Raw genomic sequence first — 18,638 nt, forward strand, 5'->3', positions numbered from 1 at the left:
AGAACCCACATGAATACTCTGCAATACACCGTGGATGCCGAGGGCATCGCGCTCATCGCTTTCGACCTGCCCGGCCGTCCCATGAACGTGCTGACGCCGCAGCTGCAGAACGAGCTGGCCGAAGTCATCGAGAAAGCCGCCGCGGATGCCGCCGTCAAGGGCATCGTGCTCACCTCCGCCAAGCCCGGCGCCTTCATTGCCGGCGCCGACATCAAGGACATGGTCTCGGCGTTTGATCGCGGTCTCTCCGCCGCCGAAGGCGCGGCCATGAGCCGTGTGCTGCACGGCATCCTGCGGCGCATGGAAACCTGCGGCAAGCCGGTGGCCTGCGCCATGAACGGCCTTGCGCTCGGCGGCGGCCTGGAGGTGGCGCTGGGCTGTCATTACCGCGTGCTGGCCGAAGGCGCCGAAGTGGGCCTGCCGGAAGTGGGCATCGGCCTGCTGCCCGGCGGCGGCGGCACGCAGCGTCTGCCGCGTTTGATCGGTGTGGAGAAGTCGCTGCCCTTGCTGCTCACCGGTCAGAAACTGAAAGCTGCCGAAGCGCTGAAGCTGGGCGTGGTGCAGGCCGTGGGCAAGGCCGAGGACGTGGTGGCGCTGGCGCGTGAATGGCTGCTCAAATCGCCGAAGGCCGTGCAGCCCTGGGACGAGAAGCACTACCGCGTGCCCGGTGGCGCCGGCCCGCTGGCGCCGCATGCACAGCGCAGCTTCATGGCCGGCACCGCGCTCACCGCCGCCAACACGCAGCGCAACTTCCCCGCGCCGCTGGCGATTCTCTCCTGCGTGTACGAAGGCACGCAGCTGAACATTGACGCCGGCCTGCGCATCGAGTCCAAGTATTTCGGCCAGCTGATCGCCGGCCCGGTGGCGCGCAACATGATGCGCACCCTGTTCATCAACAAGAACGCCGCCGACAAGCTGGCGCGTCGTCCGGCCGGCGTGGCCAGGAGCAAGGTCGGAAAGCTCGGCGTGCTCGGTGCCGGCATGATGGGCGCCGGCATTGCCTATTCCGCCTCGGCGGCCGGCATCGAAGTCGTGCTGCTGGACAGCACGCAGGAAATGGCGGAACAGGGCAAGCAGTACAGCGCCAGGCTGCTGGACAAGGCGCTGTCGCGCGGCAAGACCACCGAGCAGAAGCGCGAGGCGCAGCTGGCGCGCATCAAGCCCACTGCGCGCTACGCCGATCTGGCCGGCTGCGAACTGGTGATCGAGGCGGTGTTCGAAAACCGCGCGGTGAAGGCCGAGGTCACGCGCCAGGCCGCCGAGGTGCTGGGGCCGGATGCGATCTTTGCCAGCAACACCTCCTCGCTGCCGATCAGCAGCCTGGCCAAGACCTACAAGCTGCCGGCGCAGTTCATCGGCCTGCACTTCTTCTCGCCGGTGGACAAGATGCCGCTGGTGGAAGTGATCATGGGCGAGAAGACCAGCGAGGCCACGCTGGCACGCTCGCTGGACTTCGTGGCACAGCTGCGCAAGACGCCGATCGTGGTCAACGACGGGCCGGGCTTCTACACCACGCGCGTGTTCGCCACCTTCTTCCAGGAAGGTCTGCTGATGCTCGAAGAAGGCATCGCCCCGGCGCTGATCGAGAATGCCGCGAAGATGGCCGGCATGCCGGTGGGTCCGCTGGCGGTGAGCGATGAGGTGAGCATGGCGTTCCAGCTCAAGGGCATCGAGCAGAACCTCGCCGACGGCCAGAAGCTGACACCGCATCTGGCACGCGTGATCCAGGTGCTGCGCGTGATGGTGGAAGATGCCAGGCGCATCGGCCGTCGCGGCGGCGCCGGCTTCTACGACTATCCCGCGCAGGGCAAGAAGCAGCTCTGGGCGGGCCTTGCCGAGCGTTTCCCGCTGGCCGCGCAGCAACCGGAGGTGGAAGCGCTGCGCGAGCGCTTCCTGACGATCCAGGCGCTGGAAACCGCGCGGGCAGTGGAAGACGGCATCGTGCAGGACGCTGCCGATGCCGACATCGGCTCCATCCTGGGCATCGGCTTTCCGGTGTGGACCGGCGGCACGCTTTCCTACATCGACACCCTGGGCGTGGACCGCTTCGTGGCGCAGTGCGAACGCCTGGCCGCTGCTTACGGCGAACGCTTCGCGCCCTCGGCCTGGCTGCGGGCACGCGCGCAGTCTGCACAGCGCTTCCATCCACCGATGGCGGGACTGGCGGCCTGAGCGCCGCCGCCTCCACCGACCGACAATCAAGATAAGGACTCAAGATGAAAATCGACGCCAGCATTTCCGTGGTCATCACCGGCGGCGCCTCGGGCCTCGGCGAAGCCAGCGCGCGACACTTCGCCGCCCTGGGCGCCAGGGTGGCGATCTTCGACATGAACCAGGAACGGGGCGAAGCCCTGGCGGCTGAACTGGGCGGCGTGTTCTGCAAGGTGAACGTCACCTCCGAAGCCGAAGTGGACGCCGCCTTTGCCAAGGCACGCGCCGCGATTGGCCAGGAGCGCGTGCTGATCAACTGCGCGGGCGTGGGCAATGCCATCAAGACTGCCAGCCGCGACAAGACCAGCGGTGCGATCAAGCATTTCCCGCTGGACTCGTTCGACAAGATCATCCAGATCAATCTGGTCGGCACGTTCCGCTGCATCGCCAAATCCGCCGCCGGCATGCTGAGCCTGCCGCCGCTGGCGGACGGCGAGCGCGGCGCCATCGTCAACACCGCCTCGGTGGCCGCGCAGGACGGCCAGATCGGCCAGGCCGCCTACTCGGCCTCCAAGGCCGGCGTGGTCGGCATGACCCTGCCCATCGCCCGTGACCTGATGAACGACGGCATCCGCGTCAACACCATCCTGCCCGGCATCTTTGAAACGCCGCTGATGGCCAGCGCCCCCGAAAACGTCCGCGCCGCGCTGGCCGCCTCCGTCCCCTTCCCCAAGCGCCTGGGCCAGCCGCAGGAGTTCGCGGAACTGGCCGCGTTCATGGTGCAGAGCGCTTACTTCAACGGTGAGGCGGTACGCCTGGATGGCGCGATCCGCATGCCGCCGCGGTAAAGCGAAGCGGAGACTGCTTGAGCGGGAAGCGGTGCGATTGCCCGAATCGCGCCGCCAGCTGCCGCTGCCAGCCTGCATCCGAGAACCGTCCGCCGCCGTAAACTCGCAAAACCTTCCGCCGAGAACGGCTATGCGCCTGCTGCCCGTGATGATGCTGACGACTCTGATGCTGCTGGCACCTGCCGCCCCGGCTCAGACGCCGCAGGCGGTGCCGCTGGTCGCGCAGGTGGATCTGCCGCGCTTCATGGGCGACTGGTACGTGATCGCGCATATTCCGCCTTCGGTGGACAAGGGCGCGCACAACGCCGTGGAAAGCTATGCACTCGACGGCGAGCACATCGCCACCACCTACCGGCGTCGCGATGGCAGCTTCAGCGCGCCGGAGACCCTCTCCAAGCCGACGGGCTATGTGGTGGAAGATACCGGCAATGCACTCTGGGGCATGCGTTTCTTCTGGTGGCTGCCGATCAGGTTCGAGTTCCGCATCGCGCATCTGGAACCGGACTACTCGGTGACCATCATCGCGCGCAGCCGCCGGGACTACGTCTGGCTGATGAGCCGGCAGCCGACGATGTCGGAGCAGGACTATGCGCGCTATGTGGCGATGATCGCGAGCTGGGGCTATGACACGCGTGAACTGATCCGTGTGCCGCAGCAGTGGTCATCAGCGGACCAGCCCTGAGCCGCATCAAGCCTGGGACTTCGCACAGGTGAAAGTCGCTCTGTGGTGCGCGCCAGTCTTGCTGGCGCTGTTGGTGCTCTACTCGCTGGCCGCCAGCGCGTGGATCGAGCGTCGCGTGCCGCCCTTGGGCCAGTTCATTGAGGTCAACGGCCTGCGCCTGCACTACGTGATGCAAGGCAGCGGCCCCGGTCCGGCGCTGGTGCTGGTACATGGCGCCAGTTCGAATCTGCGCGAATTCAGCAGCAGCCTGATGCCGGCACTGGCACGCAATCACCGTGTCATTGCCTTTGACCGTCCGGGCTATGGCTATAGCCAGCGGCCCGATGGCGATTGGCTGGATCCGGCGCAGCTCGCCGCGCTGTTGCTGGACGCCTGCGCACAACTCGGCATCGAGAAGCCGGTGATGGCCGGTCACTCCTGGGCGGGTTCGGTGGTGATGGCCGCGCTGGTGGAGATGCCAGAGCGCATCTCCGGCGGAATCATGCTGGCGGGCGTCGCCGGCCACTGGGCGGGATCAGTGGGCTGGACCTATGACGTCGGCTCGCGGCCCCTGCTCGGACCGCTGTTCGCCTGGACCCTGGTGACGCCGGCGGGCCAGTTGCGGATCGATCGCGAAGTGGCGCCGGTGCTGGCGCCGCAAGCAGTGCCGGCGGACTACATCCAGAACATCGGCGCTCTGCTGGCCCTGCGGCCGCGCAGCTTCCAGCACAACGTGCAGGACATGACCCGGCTCAACGAGTATCTGCAATCGCTCAGCCCGCGTTACGATGAAATCCGCCTGCCGCTGCTGTTCATCCACGGCGCCGATGACGCGCTGGTGCCGTTCTGGAACCATGGTCGCCGCGTGCTGCCCGTGATGCCGCAAGCGCAGGCGGTGATTCTGCCCGGCACCGGACATGCGCTGCACCACACGCATTCCCGCGAAGTGCTCAGCGCCATCTCGACTTTCCTGGAAGGCCTGCCCACGCCGTCGAAACTCAGCGACACACCGCAGGCGCAGTGAGTCGGCGCGTGAGACTCAGCGCCCCTCCACCTGATGCACGCGCTTCCAGATCAGGTTCGGTGCCATGCGGCGCAGCCAGTAGGTGAAGCGGGTGACCGGCCCGGGAAAGACCATGAACTCCTCGCACTGGAAGGCGCGCTCGATGCGGTCCAGCACCTTTTCCGGCGCCAGCGGCGGCACCTGATCCAGCATCCTGGGCCAGACGGTGTCGCGCGCCTGCTTGAGCAGCGGCGTGGCCACGGCCGGTGGACAGACCAGCACGAACTGCACGCCACGACCGCGGTTCTCGTGATAAAGCACTTCGGTATAGGACACCACCGCGAACTTGGAGGCGTTGTAGGCGCCCATGTAGATCGTCGGCATGTGGCCGGCGATGGAACCGAAGCTCAGGAACTGCCCGCGTCCGCGCGCCAGCATGCGCGGCAGCGTGGCGGCGGCGAGATTCACCAGACCGCCGTAGTTGATGTCCATGATGCGCTTGATCAGCTCGCGGTCCTGCTCCAGCAGCAGGCCCAGGGGCATGATGGCCGCGGCATTGCTGACGCGATCAATCGGCCCCAGCTCGCGCTCGGTACGGTCCACCGCGGCTTCGATGGCCTGCGCATCGCAGACATCGGCCTGGATGCAGAGCAGGTCCGGATGCGCGGGCAGCGGCTCCAGGCCCTGACGGTCCAGTGCACAGACCTTCCAGCCCGAGGCCAGGGCGCGTTCCAGGCTCAGCCTGCCCATGCCGCTGGCGGCGCCGGTGACCAGCAATACTTTCTTGCTCACGATGCTCCTCATCGCCGCGGCGTGATGATGCGCGGCATTGGTTTTGTTTGATCGGCACTGCGGGTGCGGCGCCAGGCCCTGCCAGCTCACGCCGTTCTGCATCATTCCCACGAACGCGGGAATAACAGATGTCGCGCGACACTGAACCTTAGATCGCCAGCGCTGCTGCAGACCTCGTCATAACTGACGGTTCGCGCACTCAGCGCACCAGGCCCAGGCGCCGCGCCGTGGCCACGGCCTGCATGCGGCTGCCGGTGCCGAGCTTGACGTTGATGCTGCGCAGATGCGTGCACACCGTGGTCTTGGAGATGAACAGGCGCTCGGCCATCTCCTCGTTGGAATGACCTTGCGCCAGCAGCTCCAGCACGGTGTGTTCCTTGGGTGTGAGCGGCTCGGCCAGTGCGGACTGATGCAAAGGCAGGGCTTCAAAGCGATCCGTGGCGCGGCGCAGTTTTTCCAGATGCGCGGAAGGCGGCAGTTCCGCCGCCTCGCCGGCGCCTTCGCGCGACTGGAAGAACTGGCGCAGCATGGCTTCCACGGTGGGGCCTTCATCGAGGAAGCTGCGGATGAAACCTTCCGCCGCCGCGAACTTCAGCGCGCGTTCCAGCATGCGCATCGCGAGCTTGGGCTGCGCGTCCTTGAGCAGGGCCTCGGCGTAGAGGATGCGGTACTTGAGTGCGCGGCGATGGCGCTGCGCCTGCTCGGCGGCTTCCAGGCCGCGCTTCAGATCCGGCAGCACGGCAGCAGCATTGCCGGAGCGCAGCTGCAGGCGCAGGCGGCACAGCTCCAGGGTCTCCACGTCATTGGCCAGCAGGGTGTAGCGCGCCACCATGCTCCATACCGCCGGGTCCTTGGCGCGCGCCAGTTCTTCGCGCGCGCCGGGGATATCACCTTGGGTGAGATAGCGGCGCGCGCGTTCCAGACGCGCGCAGGCCACCGCTCGCGGCAGGGCCATCACATGGCCGTGCTGCTCCAGTTCGGTGAGCACCTGCAGCGCGGCCTCCTGATCGCCGCGTGCATCGGCGATGCGCGACAGCACCACGTGCGCGGAGATCAGCTGGTCCGGCAGCGCCACCAGCCGCGTCAGCGGCAGATAGACCTTGAGCAGACGCTCGGCAGCTTCGCACTGGTCGTTTTCATACAGGGCCTCGGCCAGCACCACGCCCACCAGCAGATTGCCGCTGGCGAAGGCGTCGGTGAGATGCGCGGCGGTGCGCAGGCGCACGAGGGCCTGCTGCAGGCGGCCCTGCACCAGATCCAGCGAAGCCTCCACCCATTCCGAGAGCTGCTGGCTGATGAAGCCGGCGGCGCTGTGGGTGGTGGCGCGGCGCGCCTCGTCGGCGTATTGGCGGGCTTCGGCATAGCGGTTGTCCATCATCGTGGCATTGGCCACCGAGATGGTGAGAATGCCGCGCGTGAAGCGGTCCACCTCCACGCTCTGGCCCTCGTTGAGGCGCATGGTCTCGAACACTTCGTCGACGCGGTCCAGCATGCCCAGCAGCATGGGCTTGATGGCCAGGCAACCCTGCCGCAGCGGCGCATCCAGGCTTTCGCTTTCCACTTCCTTGAGCAGCTTCATGGCCTCGGTGGGGCCGCGCGTGAAGCCCAGCGCCCAGGCCAGCACGAGCTGCAGCTGCGGATAGTCGCGCAGCGCGGTGGCCGGCACCGCCTCCAGCCAGCGCACCAGCAGACCGAAGCGCCGCTCATGCATCAGTGACTCGGCCTCGCGCGCCAGCCATTGCAGGGCCTGCGCATAGTCCTCGGCCTGCATCGCGTGCTGGATCGCCGGCACCATGCGGCCTTCCTGCACGTACCACTGCGCGGCAGCGCGATGGGCCTGGCGAAAATCTTCCGGCGCACCGCGTCGCAACTGGCCACGCAGGAAGTCGGCGAACAGCGCGTGATAGCGATGCCGGCCGCTGTCCATCTGCACCAGGAACAGGCCCGCGTGTTCCAGCGCCGCCAGCAGCGCGGCGCTGTCCTCGGCGCCGCGCACCGCGTCGCAGAGCGCGGGCGTGAGTTCGCCCAGCACACTGGTCTGCAGCAGGAAGCGGCGCAGCGGCTCGCTCTGGCGCGCCAGCACGTCTTCGGCAAGGTAATCGGCGATCTGCGCGGTGGCGCCGGAGAAGCCGGCGATGAAGTCTTCGGCATCGCCGCCCTGCTCCAGCGACATCGAGGCCAGCCACAGACCGGTGGCCCAGCCCTCGGTGCTGCGGAACAGACGCTGGATCTGATCCGCTGTCAGGCTCAGGCGACGGCGCTGCTGCAGATAGCTGCGCGTTTCTTCCATGCTGAAACGCAGCTGCGCGGCTTCGATCTCCACCATGCGCGCCTTGGCGCGCAGCCGGCCCAGGCCCAGGTTCGGCAGCTGCCGCGAACCGAGCACCACGCGGCTGCCCGGCGGAATGTTGTCGATGATCTGGCTGAGCCAGGACAGCACGGCCGGATTGCGGATGGCCTCGAAGTCATCGACGAACAAGGCGAACGGCGCTTCATGACTGGCGATGCGATCCAGCAGCGCCACGGCGGTGGCGGCGATATCGCCTTCGCACTCGGGGCGGTAGACGATGCCGATCTGCTCCAGCGCGGCGGCGAGAAAGCCCAGAAAGCGGCTGAGGTCATTGTCCGCCTCGTCCACGGTAAGCCAGGCGCCGAGCAGGCCGGCCTCGCGGAAACGCTGGCGCAGCTGCAGCATCAGCGTGGTCTTGCCAAAGCCGGCCGGCGCGCGCACCAGCACCAGCTTGGCGCCGGGCACGGCGGTGACGCGCTCCGCCAGCTGCGGGCGCGGCATCTCGAAGGCCGGCGCCATCGGCGGATTGAGCTTGGCGGCGCGCGTGTGGCGCAGCCCGTTGCGAGCAAAAGCCTGATCGATGCCCTGTGCCAGATTGTTCATACCGTGCTCATCGCGCCTTGCAGTCAAACCTTCAGGCTGGCCTTGCCGTGTGCAGATTCTGCGGCGCGCTGGCCACGCTGCCCATCAGCTCCGGCCAGCCGCTGCGCAGATTGGCTTCGTGGATGAGCTTGTACTCGCGCGGGCTGGCCTGTTCACGATCCCAGGTCAGCAGCTTGGGCGCGATGCGCTTGCGCCACAGCCAGGGCACCCAGGCGGAGACGAAGGCGGTCATGAAACCGCCGGGCATCTGCGGCTGCTCGGCGAAGCTGCGCAGATCCTGGAAGTGCACCTGCGCATCGGCATGATGATGGCTGTGGCGCGTGAGGTTGTAGGTGAGCACGCCGCTCACCGAGTGATTGCAGTTCCAGGAATGGCGCGGCTGCACCGGCTCGCCCGCCAGACGCACCAGACCGTAATGCTCGATGTAGTTCAGCGCTTCCAGCGCCAGCTTGGCTTCCAGGCTCAGCACGATGTGCAGCAGCACGCCGGCCCAGCCGGCGAGGGTGTAGGCCAGCAGCGTGAAGCACAGCGAGACCAGGCTCATGCGCAGCAGGGCATTGCGCGTGGACCAGAACGACAGGCCCAGCTTGGCCAGCCGCGCCTGCTCGATCTCCCAGGCATTGGTGACGGTGCGGTACAGCGATTTGGGGAAATGCTGGTACAGCGAATCACCCCGCGCGGCGGTGGCCGGGTCCTTGGGCGTGCTCACATAGGCGTGATGGCCGTAGACGTGCTCGATGGGAAAGGCCACGCCCCAGAGGATGGCCATGCTGATACGGCCCAGCCACAGATCGAAGGGCCGCGAGGTGCGATGCGTGAGCTCGTGTCCGGCCAGACCACCGGCGCCGGTGGCGGTGATCAGCAGCACCACGCACATCGGCAGATAGTGATACCAGGCAGTGTCGGCGCGCGCCGCCACCACGTCCACGCCGCTGAGGCTGTGCATCAGCGCGCCGATGCCCAGCGGGTCCTGCGTGCCGCTGCCCACCGCCCACATCACCGAGAGGAACAGCCAGAGCGTGGCCGGCAAGGACAGATACAGGGCCAGATCCAGCAGCCAGCTCTGCTGATAGGGCCGTTCGTCCAGGTCATACGGGAAAGCCTGATCCAGCAGCGCCACGAAGCTGATCTGCAGCAGGCTGGGCAGCCACAGCCAGATGCCGCCGAAGTACATGGCCGTGGAAATCACCATCACCATGACCGGACCGAAGAAGAAACGCAGATATCGGAACATGAGACGCTCCTGCTTGAGATGCATCGCCTGCAGCCTGGAGGCTCAGGCCGCCTTGGCGGTTTGGCTCTGATCGGAAAACTTGTCGAAGAACATCTGCTCGCGCGGCAGTCCCAGCGCCGCGAGCCGGCTCATGGCGGCGTCGATCATCGCCGGCGGACCACAGAGATAGGCCTGCGCACCGGCAGCGAGTGGCGCGCTCAAGTGCTCGGTGACCAGACCCCGCAGGCCCTGCCAGGACGAATCCGCCGGCTCCTCGGAGAGCACCGGCATGAAGTGGAAACGTCCCTGCCAGCGCTGCGCCAGCGCGGCGATCTCGTTCTGGCAATACAGATCACGCTGCGCGCGCACGCCGAACAAGAGCGTGACCTCGCGAAACGCCGCGCCGCTGTGCAGCGCGCCCTGAAGCAGTGCGAGCAGCGGCGCCAGCCCGCTGCCGCCGGCGATGCAGAGCAGCGGCGTGGAGCCTTCACGCAGATGGAACTGGCCATGGCTGGCGCTGAGCTGCAGCCGCCTGCCCAGGGCTTCCGGCGCGCAGAGCAGCTGTGACAGGCCGCCGCGCGGCAGGCGTCGCACGAAGAAGCGGATCTGCCGCGCGCCCTCGACCTCATCGCTGGCCTGCGCGAAGGAATAGCAGCGCGGCGGCAGCGCGCTGCCTTCCACGCTGACGATCGCGTACTGGCCGGGCCGGTAGCGCAGGGGCGCGTCCAGATCCACGCGCAGCTCGACGATGTCATGGCTCAGCGCGGTGCTGGCACGGATGCAGCCCTGCACCTGCTGCTGCGTGAGCGGATCCTGCGGGATGCGCAGGCGCAGATCGCTGCGCGGCACGCTCTGGCAGCCCAGGATGTAGTTCTGCTGCAGTTCCTCGCGCGTGAGCAGATAGGACTTGTCGGTCAGCTCCTTGACCTTGCCTTCCAGCAGCTGGCATTTGCAGCTGCCGCAGCCGCCGACCTTGCAGCTGAAAGGGAACGCCACGCCGCTGCGCAGGGCCGCGTTGAGCACGGTCTCGCCCGGCTGTGTGCTGATTTCCACACCGCCTTCCAGGCGCACGCGATGCCCGACCTTCTTGGTCCAAGCGAACATGCTGCTCCTCTCATGGTTCTGTGCCGCGGCTCCGGGGCTCGCGCCGGCCTGTTTGCCGTCTGCAGGAAAAGTACGCCGTGGTCTGCAAAGCCTGTAGACGCCGCCAAGGCCAAAATGGGACAGTATCGGCCAAATGAAGCGCGACAAAACTTCCCAGGAAAACGCCCGCCAGGCCAGCGGTTACGGCATCTACCTGCTGTACGCGCAGGAGCTGCTGCGCGAACAGCTGGGCGGCGCGGAGGCGGCGGCGAACGACGCCACGCTGGCCGAGCTGCAGTCCGTGCCGGTGAGCCGGCGTCTGTCCGCGCCGACCATGATGCGTCTGTTCGTGCGCCTGTTCCGCGACCCGCGCTGTGCCGGAATTTTCCTGCGCCTGGGCGAACGCGTGCCGGCGCTGGCGCATGGCTGCCTGGGCGCGGCGGCGATGGCCAGCCGCGATCTGCGCCAGGTGCTGGAGCTCCTGGAGCGCTACGCCCCCATCCTGCTGCCGGGCCTGCGCATACACACCGAGCTGCGCGGCGACGAGCTGATCGTGCAGGTGCAGACCGCGTCCGGACACGCCGACTTCGACGCCGCCATGGTTGAAGCCACGGTGGGCAATCTCTCGCGCCAGCTGCCCAAGATGATCGGCTGCGCCCTGCCCCTGCGCCGCGTGCAGCTGATGCGGCCACCGCCTGCGCACGCGGCGATGTTCGAGCAATACGCCGGCTGTCCGGTGAGTTTCGGCGCGGTGAGCAATCAGCTGGTGTTTCCCGCCAGCCTGCTGTCCACGCCCGTGCCCAGCGCCGATCCGGTGAACCTGCGCCTGCTGCTGGATCAATGCGACGAGGAGATGGCGCGCCTCCGCGAACAGACCTCGCTGGGCAATCGCGTGCGCGAGCTGATCGCCTTCCATCTCAAGGACGAGCCGAGCCTGGAACGCATCGCCCGTGCCCTGCATCAGTCCGAGCGCACCCTGCGCCGCCGCCTGCGCGAGGAAGGCCTGAGCTTTCGCGAGCTGCTCAATCAGGTGCGTCGCGACAAGGCCCTGTACTACCTGGAGCACACGCAGGCGCGCATCGGCGAGATCGCCAGCGAGCTGGGCTATCGCGACATCGCCTGCTTCCGCCACGCCTTCAAGGATCTGATGGGCCGCTCGCCGCGCGCCTGGCGCGAACGCCCGGACGGCGCGACGGGCGAAGACGCCAGCGCCTGAAGCATCCGCGCTGCCGTTGCGGCGCGCACAGCCGTGCCGGCCGTTTCAATTGCACGTAACAAATCCACAATATTCTGTGCGGCTGATGGTTGCGCGCGGCCTTGCAACCGTCCTCACCATTCCGCGACAGCACCCTTGCCCTCATTGCCATGACCATCGGCCGCATCCCTTTCGTGAAATCCGCCGCCGGCCTGCTGCTGGCCGCAGCGCTCTGCCTCGATGCCGGCGTCTGCGCCACGGCGCAGGCGGCGGTGGTCGATGAGGCGCGCCTGCTGCTGCTGAATCACGACAGCGACAAGGCGCTGCAGCTGCTCACGCCGCATCTGGAAAAGCAGCCGAAGGACTACGAGGCGCTGTTCCTGCTGGGCCTGGCCCAGACGCAGCAGCACCGCGACAAGGAGGCCATGGCGGTGTACGCGCGGCTGATCAAGGAACAACCGCAGTGGCCCGAGCCTTACAACAATCTCGCCGCCCTGCTGGCGCGTTCGGGCGAGCTGCTCAAGGCGCGTGCGCTGCTGGAGTCCGCCGCCGCCCGCGAACCCGGCTACACCAAGCTGCAGCGCAATCTCGCCGACATCTACCTTTTGCAGGCACAGGACGCACTGAGCAAGGCGCGTGGCGCGCCCGGCAGCGACCTGGTGCTGGAAGCCAGGCTGCAGCTGCTCAGCGAGCTGACCGGCCGCAGCGTCGCCGCTGCGGGCGCCACGCCGGCGGTCGCCACCGCCATTCCCGGCGAGACCCGCGTGCAGCCGGTGAGCCTGATCGCGCCGGTGCCGGTGCTCGCGCAGCCGGATCCTTCCGAGTGGCATGGCCTGCTGCTGGATCTGCTGCGCAACTGGCGCGATGCGCAGCTCAAGCAGGACGCCGCGCGTTTCACCGCGCTCTACGACGCCCGCTACCAGCCTGCCGCCAAGACCACGCACGAGGCCTGGGCGAGCGCGGAAAGCGAGCGTCTGGCGCAGCGCAAGCTCGGCGGCCTGACCATCGAAAACCTCCAGCTCAAGATCGCGCCGCAAGGGCGCGCCGAAGCACGCTTCGAGTTACTGGCGCTGGGTGAGGACGGCCAGACGCAGCGCACGCCTCGCCGCCTGGGCTTCGCCTTGCAGGAAGGCCGCTGGCTGATCAGCAGCGACGACGGCGCCGCGCGCCACTGATCGGCCCGCACCTGCCGCTGACGCCCGCAGGCCGAGGGCCACGCTAAAGCCGCACGCCGGCGCACCGCTATGACTCCTGAACACCAAGGAGTCTGGCGATGGCCACTTCCAAGCATCTGTTACTGCCAAGCCTGGGCCTGCTGCTGGCGCTGGGCCAGCCGGCATTGGCCGCCGATACCGCCGCGCAGATCGAAGAAAGCCTTCTGAACAGCAATACGGCGGCGGGCGTCATCTCCAGCCTGCCGGTGATGAGCGGCAGCGAGTACAACGCCGCCACCGAGCAGTTCCTGATCGTGCAGTACGGCGCCGCCAACCAGGCCAGCATCGACGCGCCCGCCAACGGCGCGCGCGCGATGATCTACCAGGCCGGCTACGGCAATCAGGCCAGCATCATCCAGCGCTGAGCGCCTTCAGCAGCCCGAGGCCGAGTTCAGCGCCGCCTGCAGCTCGTCCTTGCTGATGCTCAGCGCCGCAGCACCGCCCACGCTCAGCTGCGCCGAACCGTCGGCCTGAAAGCTCAGGCTGGCGGTGGTGGTGTCGACGCTGATGTTGAGCGTGCCGGCGACCAGCGTGCCGCCGTCCGACTTCAGATCGCTGACCGTGGCCAGTTCCAGTGCGGCGCCCTTGCACTCGGCATTGCGCGAGGACGAAAAGCTCAGGGGGCCGCTGATGCTCAGGCTGCCATCGTTCTTGCGCACCAGGCGCAGCGCCGCATCCCCGCCCAGCACCAGGCTCAGCTGGCCGGCGCGGCTGCCGTCGCTCTCCAGAACGGCAAGATTGCGCAGCCGGCTCTCCACGCGATCCTCGAAACTGCCGTTCTCGATCAGGCCTTCCAGGGTATAGCTCTGCGTGGCGGTGACATTGTTGTCCTCGTCCTGCTCACGATACACCGCGACCAGACGCTTGCTGGCATCACCGCTCTTGCCGAACAGCACATAGCGATAGTCGTCGGTGTTCTCTTCCTTCACCGGATCGTAGTTGCCGGCGCCGCTTTCCAGCGCGCCGTTGATGCTCAGCTCGCCCGAGGAACTGTCGCTGCGCAGATAGCTGGCCACGCAATCGGTGTAGAGATCGTGATAGGTGTCGCTCTCGATCACGATGTTGCTGAACAGGCTGTAGATGCGGTTCGCGGTGCTGGCGTCCTCGCTCTGCTTGCCGCTGATCTCGCAATCGACGGACGTGGCGCTGGTATCACCCGGCGTGGCGATGCTGCCGGCGGCGCTGCCATCGCCGAGCGGATAAAGCCCCTCGGACTGCGGATCGAAATCGCTGGCGGCATTGAGCACCACCGCCAGGCTGCGCAGCACATCGGCCTTGCTGGCCACCGCCGCCGGCGTCTGCGCGCCGCCGCCTCCCCCGCCGCCGCAAGCCGACAGGCCCGCGCCCAGCCACAGACAGCCGCTGGCGATGAGAGTGCGCTTGAGGATGGTGTTCATGATCTGCAAACCTCCGGATGAGGGACTGCTGCGATATAAGGACGTGGATGGGCGGGCCTGAGGGCGGCGCGTCTCAGTGCGAGGCACAGAACGCGTCGCTGCCGGAACAGAGATTGAGCGCGGTGTTGCCCGTCCCCGTGGTGGTGATCGGACCGAAGCCGGAGCTGTAACCGCTCTCCACCACGGCCGAAACCTTCAGCGCGTTGACCGATGCGGCGCTGCCACCGGGATTGCTCTGCGTGATGCTCAGCGCCACCTGCCCGTATTCGCTGATCGTGGCGCTGTTGTACTGATCGTTCTGCTGCAGGTTCAGGCTGTTGTTGTCGCCGTACTGATGAATGTCGGCGCTGTTGAAGCTGCCGGCCTGCAGCACCGTCGCCGAATTGCCGTTGCCGGCCTGTTCCAGCGCCGACAGCAGATTGCCGCTGCCGGTCTGCGTGACGATGGCCAGATTGCCGACCCCGTTCTGCTCGATATCCGCGAGATTGCCGTCACCATGGCCCTGGAACACCGCGGCCTGGTTCTGCGGCGCCAGCTGGCGGATATCAGCGCGATTGCCCACGCCTTCGGACTGCTCGATCAGCGCCAGCGTCGCCGTACTCTGCAGCGCCAGCAGATAGTTCTCGATGGCCGGCGCGATGCTGGCGCCGCCTTCGGTGTTGCGCGCCTCGAAAGCCTTCTGTGCATCGACGATCTGATCGATGCTGCTGCTCTGCGCCAGGGCCAGCGCCGGCAGCAGCAGGAACAAGGCAGTGAGCATTTTCACCGGCATCACTCCCGACCGCTGTCCACGAAACTGTCGCCGGCGCCCGTGGCCGCCGGCTTTTTCGCGCGCGCCTTGGCAATCGCCTGGATGGCCTCATCGGCGTTCGCGGGCTTGCTGCGTGCCGCGCCGCGATCCGGCGTTGCCAGCAGCTTGTCCAGCGACACGGCGCCGGCCGGCGTCTCGGGCTCGGCCGCCAGCAGCGTCGTCGCCGGATCGACCTTGGGCTTGAGCGCTTCCAGCAGGCCGCTGCCCGGCTCGTTTTCGGTGTCCGTGCCCAGCAGCTTGGCGCTGACCGCGCGCACGATCGGATGATTGACGTCCTCGGCATGCGCCAGCACCCAGGACTTCCTGTTGATGCCCTCGACGATCAGCGCCACCACGGCGGTTTCGATGGCTTCCTGGATCGCCACCTGCACCGGCTCGCTGCTGGTGTAGCCGGCCTCGGCCTCGAACAGATCCTTGTAGGAGATGAAGCGGTAGACGCCAGGCGAGATCAGGCTGGAATAGATGGTCTTGGTGACGTTGATGCTGTGCAGGATCACGCCGGTGTTGGTGTCCACCGCGCGCAGATTGACGGTGACCTGATCCTTGCGGAACTGCTGCGAGGCGGAGATGCCCAGATACTTGATGCCGATGCCGCCGGTGGTGACGTTGAAGTCATATCCCACCACCGCCCCCTCGATGAGCAGATTGGCCGGCGTGAGATTGGGAATCTGCGGCACCGTGGCATTGTTGCCGCCGGTCTGCTCCGTGGAACGGAAAATCTTGCGCTCGGTGAGCAGGTCCTGCAGACCTTCGCGCTCCACCGGTGAAAACCAGCGCGACTCGGCCAGCGCGCGCACCAGATAGGCGGCACCGCCCTGCGTCACCGCCGTCGAGAACGAACTGTCCGGCGACTGCTTGTACTGGCCGGACTGATCGCGAAAGCCATACACGGCGACCGTGATCGGACCCTTGGGCGGCGGCAGCTGGCGCAAACGCCGGCCGATGCTGGTGGCCGGCGAAAGATCGGCGGGCGAGCGCACGCCCTCCGGTGCCTTGCCCATCAATGCGCAACCCGAAGTCCAGCACAGGATCAGAACAGCAATTATCTTGGCAAGCCGATTCATACTTCTTATGTGCACAGATGAACCTCCCCGGATCCATATCCGGGGAGGCTCTCAACCGCATGGAACTTCGTTGCCGCCCTTGACGATCAGGGGGCCAGGTGCTGATAGACGCTCGCGTAGTTGCCGGTCACGAAATCCGCACCAGCCGCCGCGTTGCTCTGGTAGACGAAGGCGATCGCGCCGCTGGCGCCCGCGACGTCGGTGGACTGATCCACCTGCGCCACGTTGCCGTCGCCGATCTGGAACACGTACGAGGAATTCACCGCGCCCGCCTGGTAGGTCTGCGCGATGTTGTTGTTGCCGACCTGCGCCACCAGCGCGAACTCGTTCAGCGGCGAGCCCGAGTCACCTTCGTACTGGAAGGTCTCGATGAAGTTGCTGTCGCCGTTCTGCAGCGCCAGCGCCGTGTTGAACGAACCCTGCTGACCGATGCCGACGTAACCGTTGGTGCCGTTCTGCAGCGCCAGGGCCTGGTTGTTGGTGACATCGGAACCGGCGAAGGAATCATCGACATCGATATCGACACCGTTGATGGTGCTGAAGGTCAGATGCGTGCCCTGCGTGATCACCGCGAGGTTGCCCTCGGCGTTATCCGGCTCGACGTAGTTGGACAGATCGGTGAGCGCGATCTCGCCGTTGCCCAGATCGATCGAGTAGGTGCCGTCGGCGAAGTTCACCACCACTTCACCCTGGCCCACGGCCTGGCTGTTGTAGTCCTGAACCGTCAGCGTGAAGGCGCCGCCGGCGGTGGCCGAGGCGGTGTCGGTGTCGCCGTTGGCGGCGATGTCGCCATTGGTCAGCGAGTTCTGCGCGGCGATGGCGTTATCGACTTCCAGGCCGGTGGCCTGGATCACGATGGCCTGCGACTTCTGCTGGCCGTCCTGCACGATCAGGCCGTAGTTGTTCTGTGAACCGCCAACCACGTTCACCTGAAACGGCGCGGCGCCGGTGTTCTGGTCGGTGTAGGCGGACAGATCGGGCACGGTGGGACCGGTGAAGTCGGTGACACCGGCCAGGCCGGCGACCGCATCGGTGGTGTCGCTGTTGAACGCCGCACCGGTGCTGTCGACGGTGACCTGACCCGCGGCGCCGGCGGCGGCACCCTGGATCACGGTGGCGATGTTGGCGACATCGGCATTGCCGGTGCCGCTGGAGTCGATCTGCAGGATCGCAGCGGCCTGCGGCAGGCCATCGGCCTGGACCTGGTTGATGTTGGCGACCGCGCCGGTCTGGTCGGCCTGATAGATGATGCCTTGCGTCGCCGTGTCGTCTGCGAAGGCCGCGGGGGCGGCGATCATCGCACCCAGCACGAGGGCGATTGAATGTTTCTTCAACATGAATGGATACTCCAGTTCAAACTGCGTTTAGGTGGAGGTACTGCGCCAGGTGTTCTTGCATGCGCGGCCGTGAACGACTCACAGCTGCGTACTGATTTCGAAGGTGTTGGTCTGACCGGTGGTTCTGTCGGTCGTACTGATCGTGGTCACACCGTTGCCCTTGTCGGTGACCGTGATGATGTAGTCCTGCGTTTCCACGGTGCCGGGAATCAGGCCGCCGTCGACATTGATGATGTTGCGCAGCGCCGCCGAACTGACGCGGCTCAGGATGGCCGACTGCAGCGAATCGGCGAAGGCCTGCAGCTTGTCGGCGGGACTCTTGGTCACCACCGGCGCGGTGTACTTGTTGATGGCCTGCGCCTCGCCCAGCAGCACCGAACCGTTCAAGGGGTTGCCGCCGAACGAAGGATTGACCGGCGTGTAGGTCAGCGGCGCCGCCCACAGCGTCCCCGCCGGCAGCCACAGCAGCAGCCATAAATACCCGCGCATCCTCATTCCCCAATTGCCAGTCAGCGGGCGCGCTGGCCTACAGGCCGTCGCCCAACAGTTCCGAATCCTTCAGCATGTCGTTCAACTGCGCGCTCATCACCGCCGAGTACACGCGCCCCGAAGCGTCCGCGCCCACGGCCCTGGCCATGCGCGCGTTGAAGCTGATGAAGCGCTGAAAAACCACCTGCCCGTTGAACAGCACCGTCACCAGACTGCCCAGACGCGCGGCGGGTTTTTCATTGATGGTCAGGGAGAAGCGCCCGTCCGGATCGTAGGCCTGCCAGACCGTCGCGAAGGAGTCGTAAAACTCGCGACCCGCGAATGTCCGTGTCTCGTTGGCCAGCAGCCCCGGCACCTCGATGTCTGCGGCCTGCGCACACAGCGCAGCCAGCAGCAGCAAGCCTGCCCATCCGAAACGCATGAATTCCCCAAGCAGAACCACACCCCTGTCATCTGTGACGCAGCCTACACAAGGAACATTGCAGCG

The 18,638-nt window shown here is 66.7% G+C and carries 17 protein-coding genes; 7 read left to right on the forward strand and 10 right to left on the reverse strand.

Annotated features, from left to right (window positions below):
* Nucleotides 1-9 precede the first annotated feature (9 nt).
* The 4 genes from BMY12_RS05995 to BMY12_RS06010 all read left to right on the forward strand — a co-directional run bounded on the left by BMY12_RS05995 (nucleotide 10) and on the right by BMY12_RS06010 (nucleotide 4,684).
* Nucleotides 10-2,172, forward strand: coding sequence for a 3-hydroxyacyl-CoA dehydrogenase NAD-binding domain-containing protein (locus BMY12_RS05995; protein ID WP_093283402.1), 2,163 nt, complete (start codon nucleotides 10-12; stop codon nucleotides 2,170-2,172).
* 44 nt (nucleotides 2,173-2,216) lie between these two features.
* Nucleotides 2,217-2,999, forward strand: a complete 783-nt coding sequence (locus tag BMY12_RS06000; protein ID WP_093283405.1) for an SDR family NAD(P)-dependent oxidoreductase — start codon at nucleotides 2,217-2,219, stop codon at nucleotides 2,997-2,999.
* A gap of 130 nt (nucleotides 3,000-3,129) precedes the next feature.
* Nucleotides 3,130-3,681: a lipocalin family protein gene (locus BMY12_RS06005; protein WP_093283407.1), complete on the forward strand. Its 552-nt coding sequence runs from the start codon at nucleotides 3,130-3,132 to the stop codon at nucleotides 3,679-3,681.
* Nucleotides 3,682-3,709: 28 nt separating this feature from the next.
* Nucleotides 3,710-4,684, forward strand: coding sequence for an alpha/beta fold hydrolase (locus tag BMY12_RS06010; protein ID WP_143068857.1), 975 nt, complete (start codon nucleotides 3,710-3,712; stop codon nucleotides 4,682-4,684).
* Nucleotides 4,685-4,699: 15 nt separating this feature from the next.
* Here the strand turns inward: BMY12_RS06010 and BMY12_RS06015 are convergent, their stop codons facing one another.
* From BMY12_RS06015 to BMY12_RS06030, 4 genes are all read right to left on the reverse strand, one after another.
* The gene (locus tag BMY12_RS06015; protein WP_177188868.1) at nucleotides 4,700-5,455 is read right to left on the reverse strand and encodes an SDR family NAD(P)-dependent oxidoreductase; all 756 of its coding nucleotides are present in this window, start codon (nucleotides 5,453-5,455) and stop codon (nucleotides 4,700-4,702) included.
* Nucleotides 5,456-5,654: 199 nt separating this feature from the next.
* On the reverse strand, nucleotides 5,655-8,348 hold the full coding sequence (locus BMY12_RS06020; RefSeq protein ID WP_093283416.1) for a winged helix-turn-helix domain-containing protein: 2,694 nt from the start codon (nucleotides 8,346-8,348) through the stop codon (nucleotides 5,655-5,657).
* A gap of 31 nt (nucleotides 8,349-8,379) precedes the next feature.
* Complete coding sequence (locus BMY12_RS06025) at nucleotides 8,380-9,582, reverse strand: alkane 1-monooxygenase (protein WP_177188869.1); 1,203 nt, start codon at nucleotides 9,580-9,582, stop codon at nucleotides 8,380-8,382.
* A gap of 42 nt (nucleotides 9,583-9,624) precedes the next feature.
* The gene (locus tag BMY12_RS06030; RefSeq protein WP_093283421.1) at nucleotides 9,625-10,665 is read right to left on the reverse strand and encodes a 2Fe-2S iron-sulfur cluster-binding protein; all 1,041 of its coding nucleotides are present in this window, start codon (nucleotides 10,663-10,665) and stop codon (nucleotides 9,625-9,627) included.
* 133 nt (nucleotides 10,666-10,798) lie between these two features.
* On the opposite strand from BMY12_RS06030, the gene BMY12_RS06035 reads away from it, so the two are divergent.
* The 3 genes from BMY12_RS06035 (at nucleotide 10,799) to BMY12_RS06045 (ending at nucleotide 13,418) form a co-directional block, all read left to right on the forward strand.
* Nucleotides 10,799-11,860 carry an AraC family transcriptional regulator gene (locus BMY12_RS06035; protein ID WP_093283423.1) on the forward strand — a complete coding sequence of 354 codons (1,062 nt, stop codon included), beginning with the start codon at nucleotides 10,799-10,801 and terminating at the stop codon, nucleotides 11,858-11,860.
* Between the two features lie 173 nt (nucleotides 11,861-12,033).
* Nucleotides 12,034-13,014 (forward strand): tetratricopeptide repeat protein, encoded by a 981-nt coding sequence (locus tag BMY12_RS06040; protein ID WP_177188870.1) that lies wholly within the window; start codon nucleotides 12,034-12,036, stop codon nucleotides 13,012-13,014.
* Between the two features lie 98 nt (nucleotides 13,015-13,112).
* Nucleotides 13,113-13,418, forward strand: a complete 306-nt coding sequence (locus BMY12_RS06045) for a hypothetical protein (RefSeq protein WP_093283429.1) — start codon at nucleotides 13,113-13,115, stop codon at nucleotides 13,416-13,418.
* A gap of 6 nt (nucleotides 13,419-13,424) precedes the next feature.
* Here BMY12_RS06045 and BMY12_RS06050 read toward each other — a convergent pair whose 3' ends face one another.
* The 6 genes from BMY12_RS06050 to BMY12_RS06075 all read right to left on the reverse strand — a co-directional run bounded on the left by BMY12_RS06050 (nucleotide 13,425) and on the right by BMY12_RS06075 (nucleotide 18,572).
* Nucleotides 13,425-14,450 carry a hypothetical protein gene (locus BMY12_RS06050; RefSeq protein ID WP_143068858.1) on the reverse strand — a complete coding sequence of 342 codons (1,026 nt, stop codon included), beginning with the start codon at nucleotides 14,448-14,450 and terminating at the stop codon, nucleotides 13,425-13,427.
* Between the two features lie 73 nt (nucleotides 14,451-14,523).
* Nucleotides 14,524-15,210, reverse strand: coding sequence for a hypothetical protein (locus tag BMY12_RS06055; protein ID WP_245732387.1), 687 nt, complete (start codon nucleotides 15,208-15,210; stop codon nucleotides 14,524-14,526).
* An 11-nt stretch (nucleotides 15,211-15,221) separates the two neighbouring features.
* Nucleotides 15,222-16,262: a CsgG/HfaB family protein gene (locus tag BMY12_RS06060; RefSeq protein ID WP_218140103.1), complete on the reverse strand. Its 1,041-nt coding sequence runs from the start codon at nucleotides 16,260-16,262 to the stop codon at nucleotides 15,222-15,224.
* A gap of 149 nt (nucleotides 16,263-16,411) precedes the next feature.
* Nucleotides 16,412-17,662, reverse strand: coding sequence for a hypothetical protein (locus BMY12_RS06065; protein ID WP_143068859.1), 1,251 nt, complete (start codon nucleotides 17,660-17,662; stop codon nucleotides 16,412-16,414).
* Between the two features lie 78 nt (nucleotides 17,663-17,740).
* On the reverse strand, nucleotides 17,741-18,151 hold the full coding sequence (locus tag BMY12_RS06070) for a curli assembly protein CsgF (protein WP_177188872.1): 411 nt from the start codon (nucleotides 18,149-18,151) through the stop codon (nucleotides 17,741-17,743).
* A gap of 37 nt (nucleotides 18,152-18,188) precedes the next feature.
* The gene (locus tag BMY12_RS06075; RefSeq protein WP_093283444.1) at nucleotides 18,189-18,572 is read right to left on the reverse strand and encodes a CsgE family curli-type amyloid fiber assembly protein; all 384 of its coding nucleotides are present in this window, start codon (nucleotides 18,570-18,572) and stop codon (nucleotides 18,189-18,191) included.
* Between the last annotated feature and the right edge of the window lie 66 nt (nucleotides 18,573-18,638).

Source organism: Solimonas aquatica (assembly GCF_900111015.1).
GTDB lineage: Bacteria > Pseudomonadota > Gammaproteobacteria > Nevskiales > Nevskiaceae > Solimonas > Solimonas aquatica.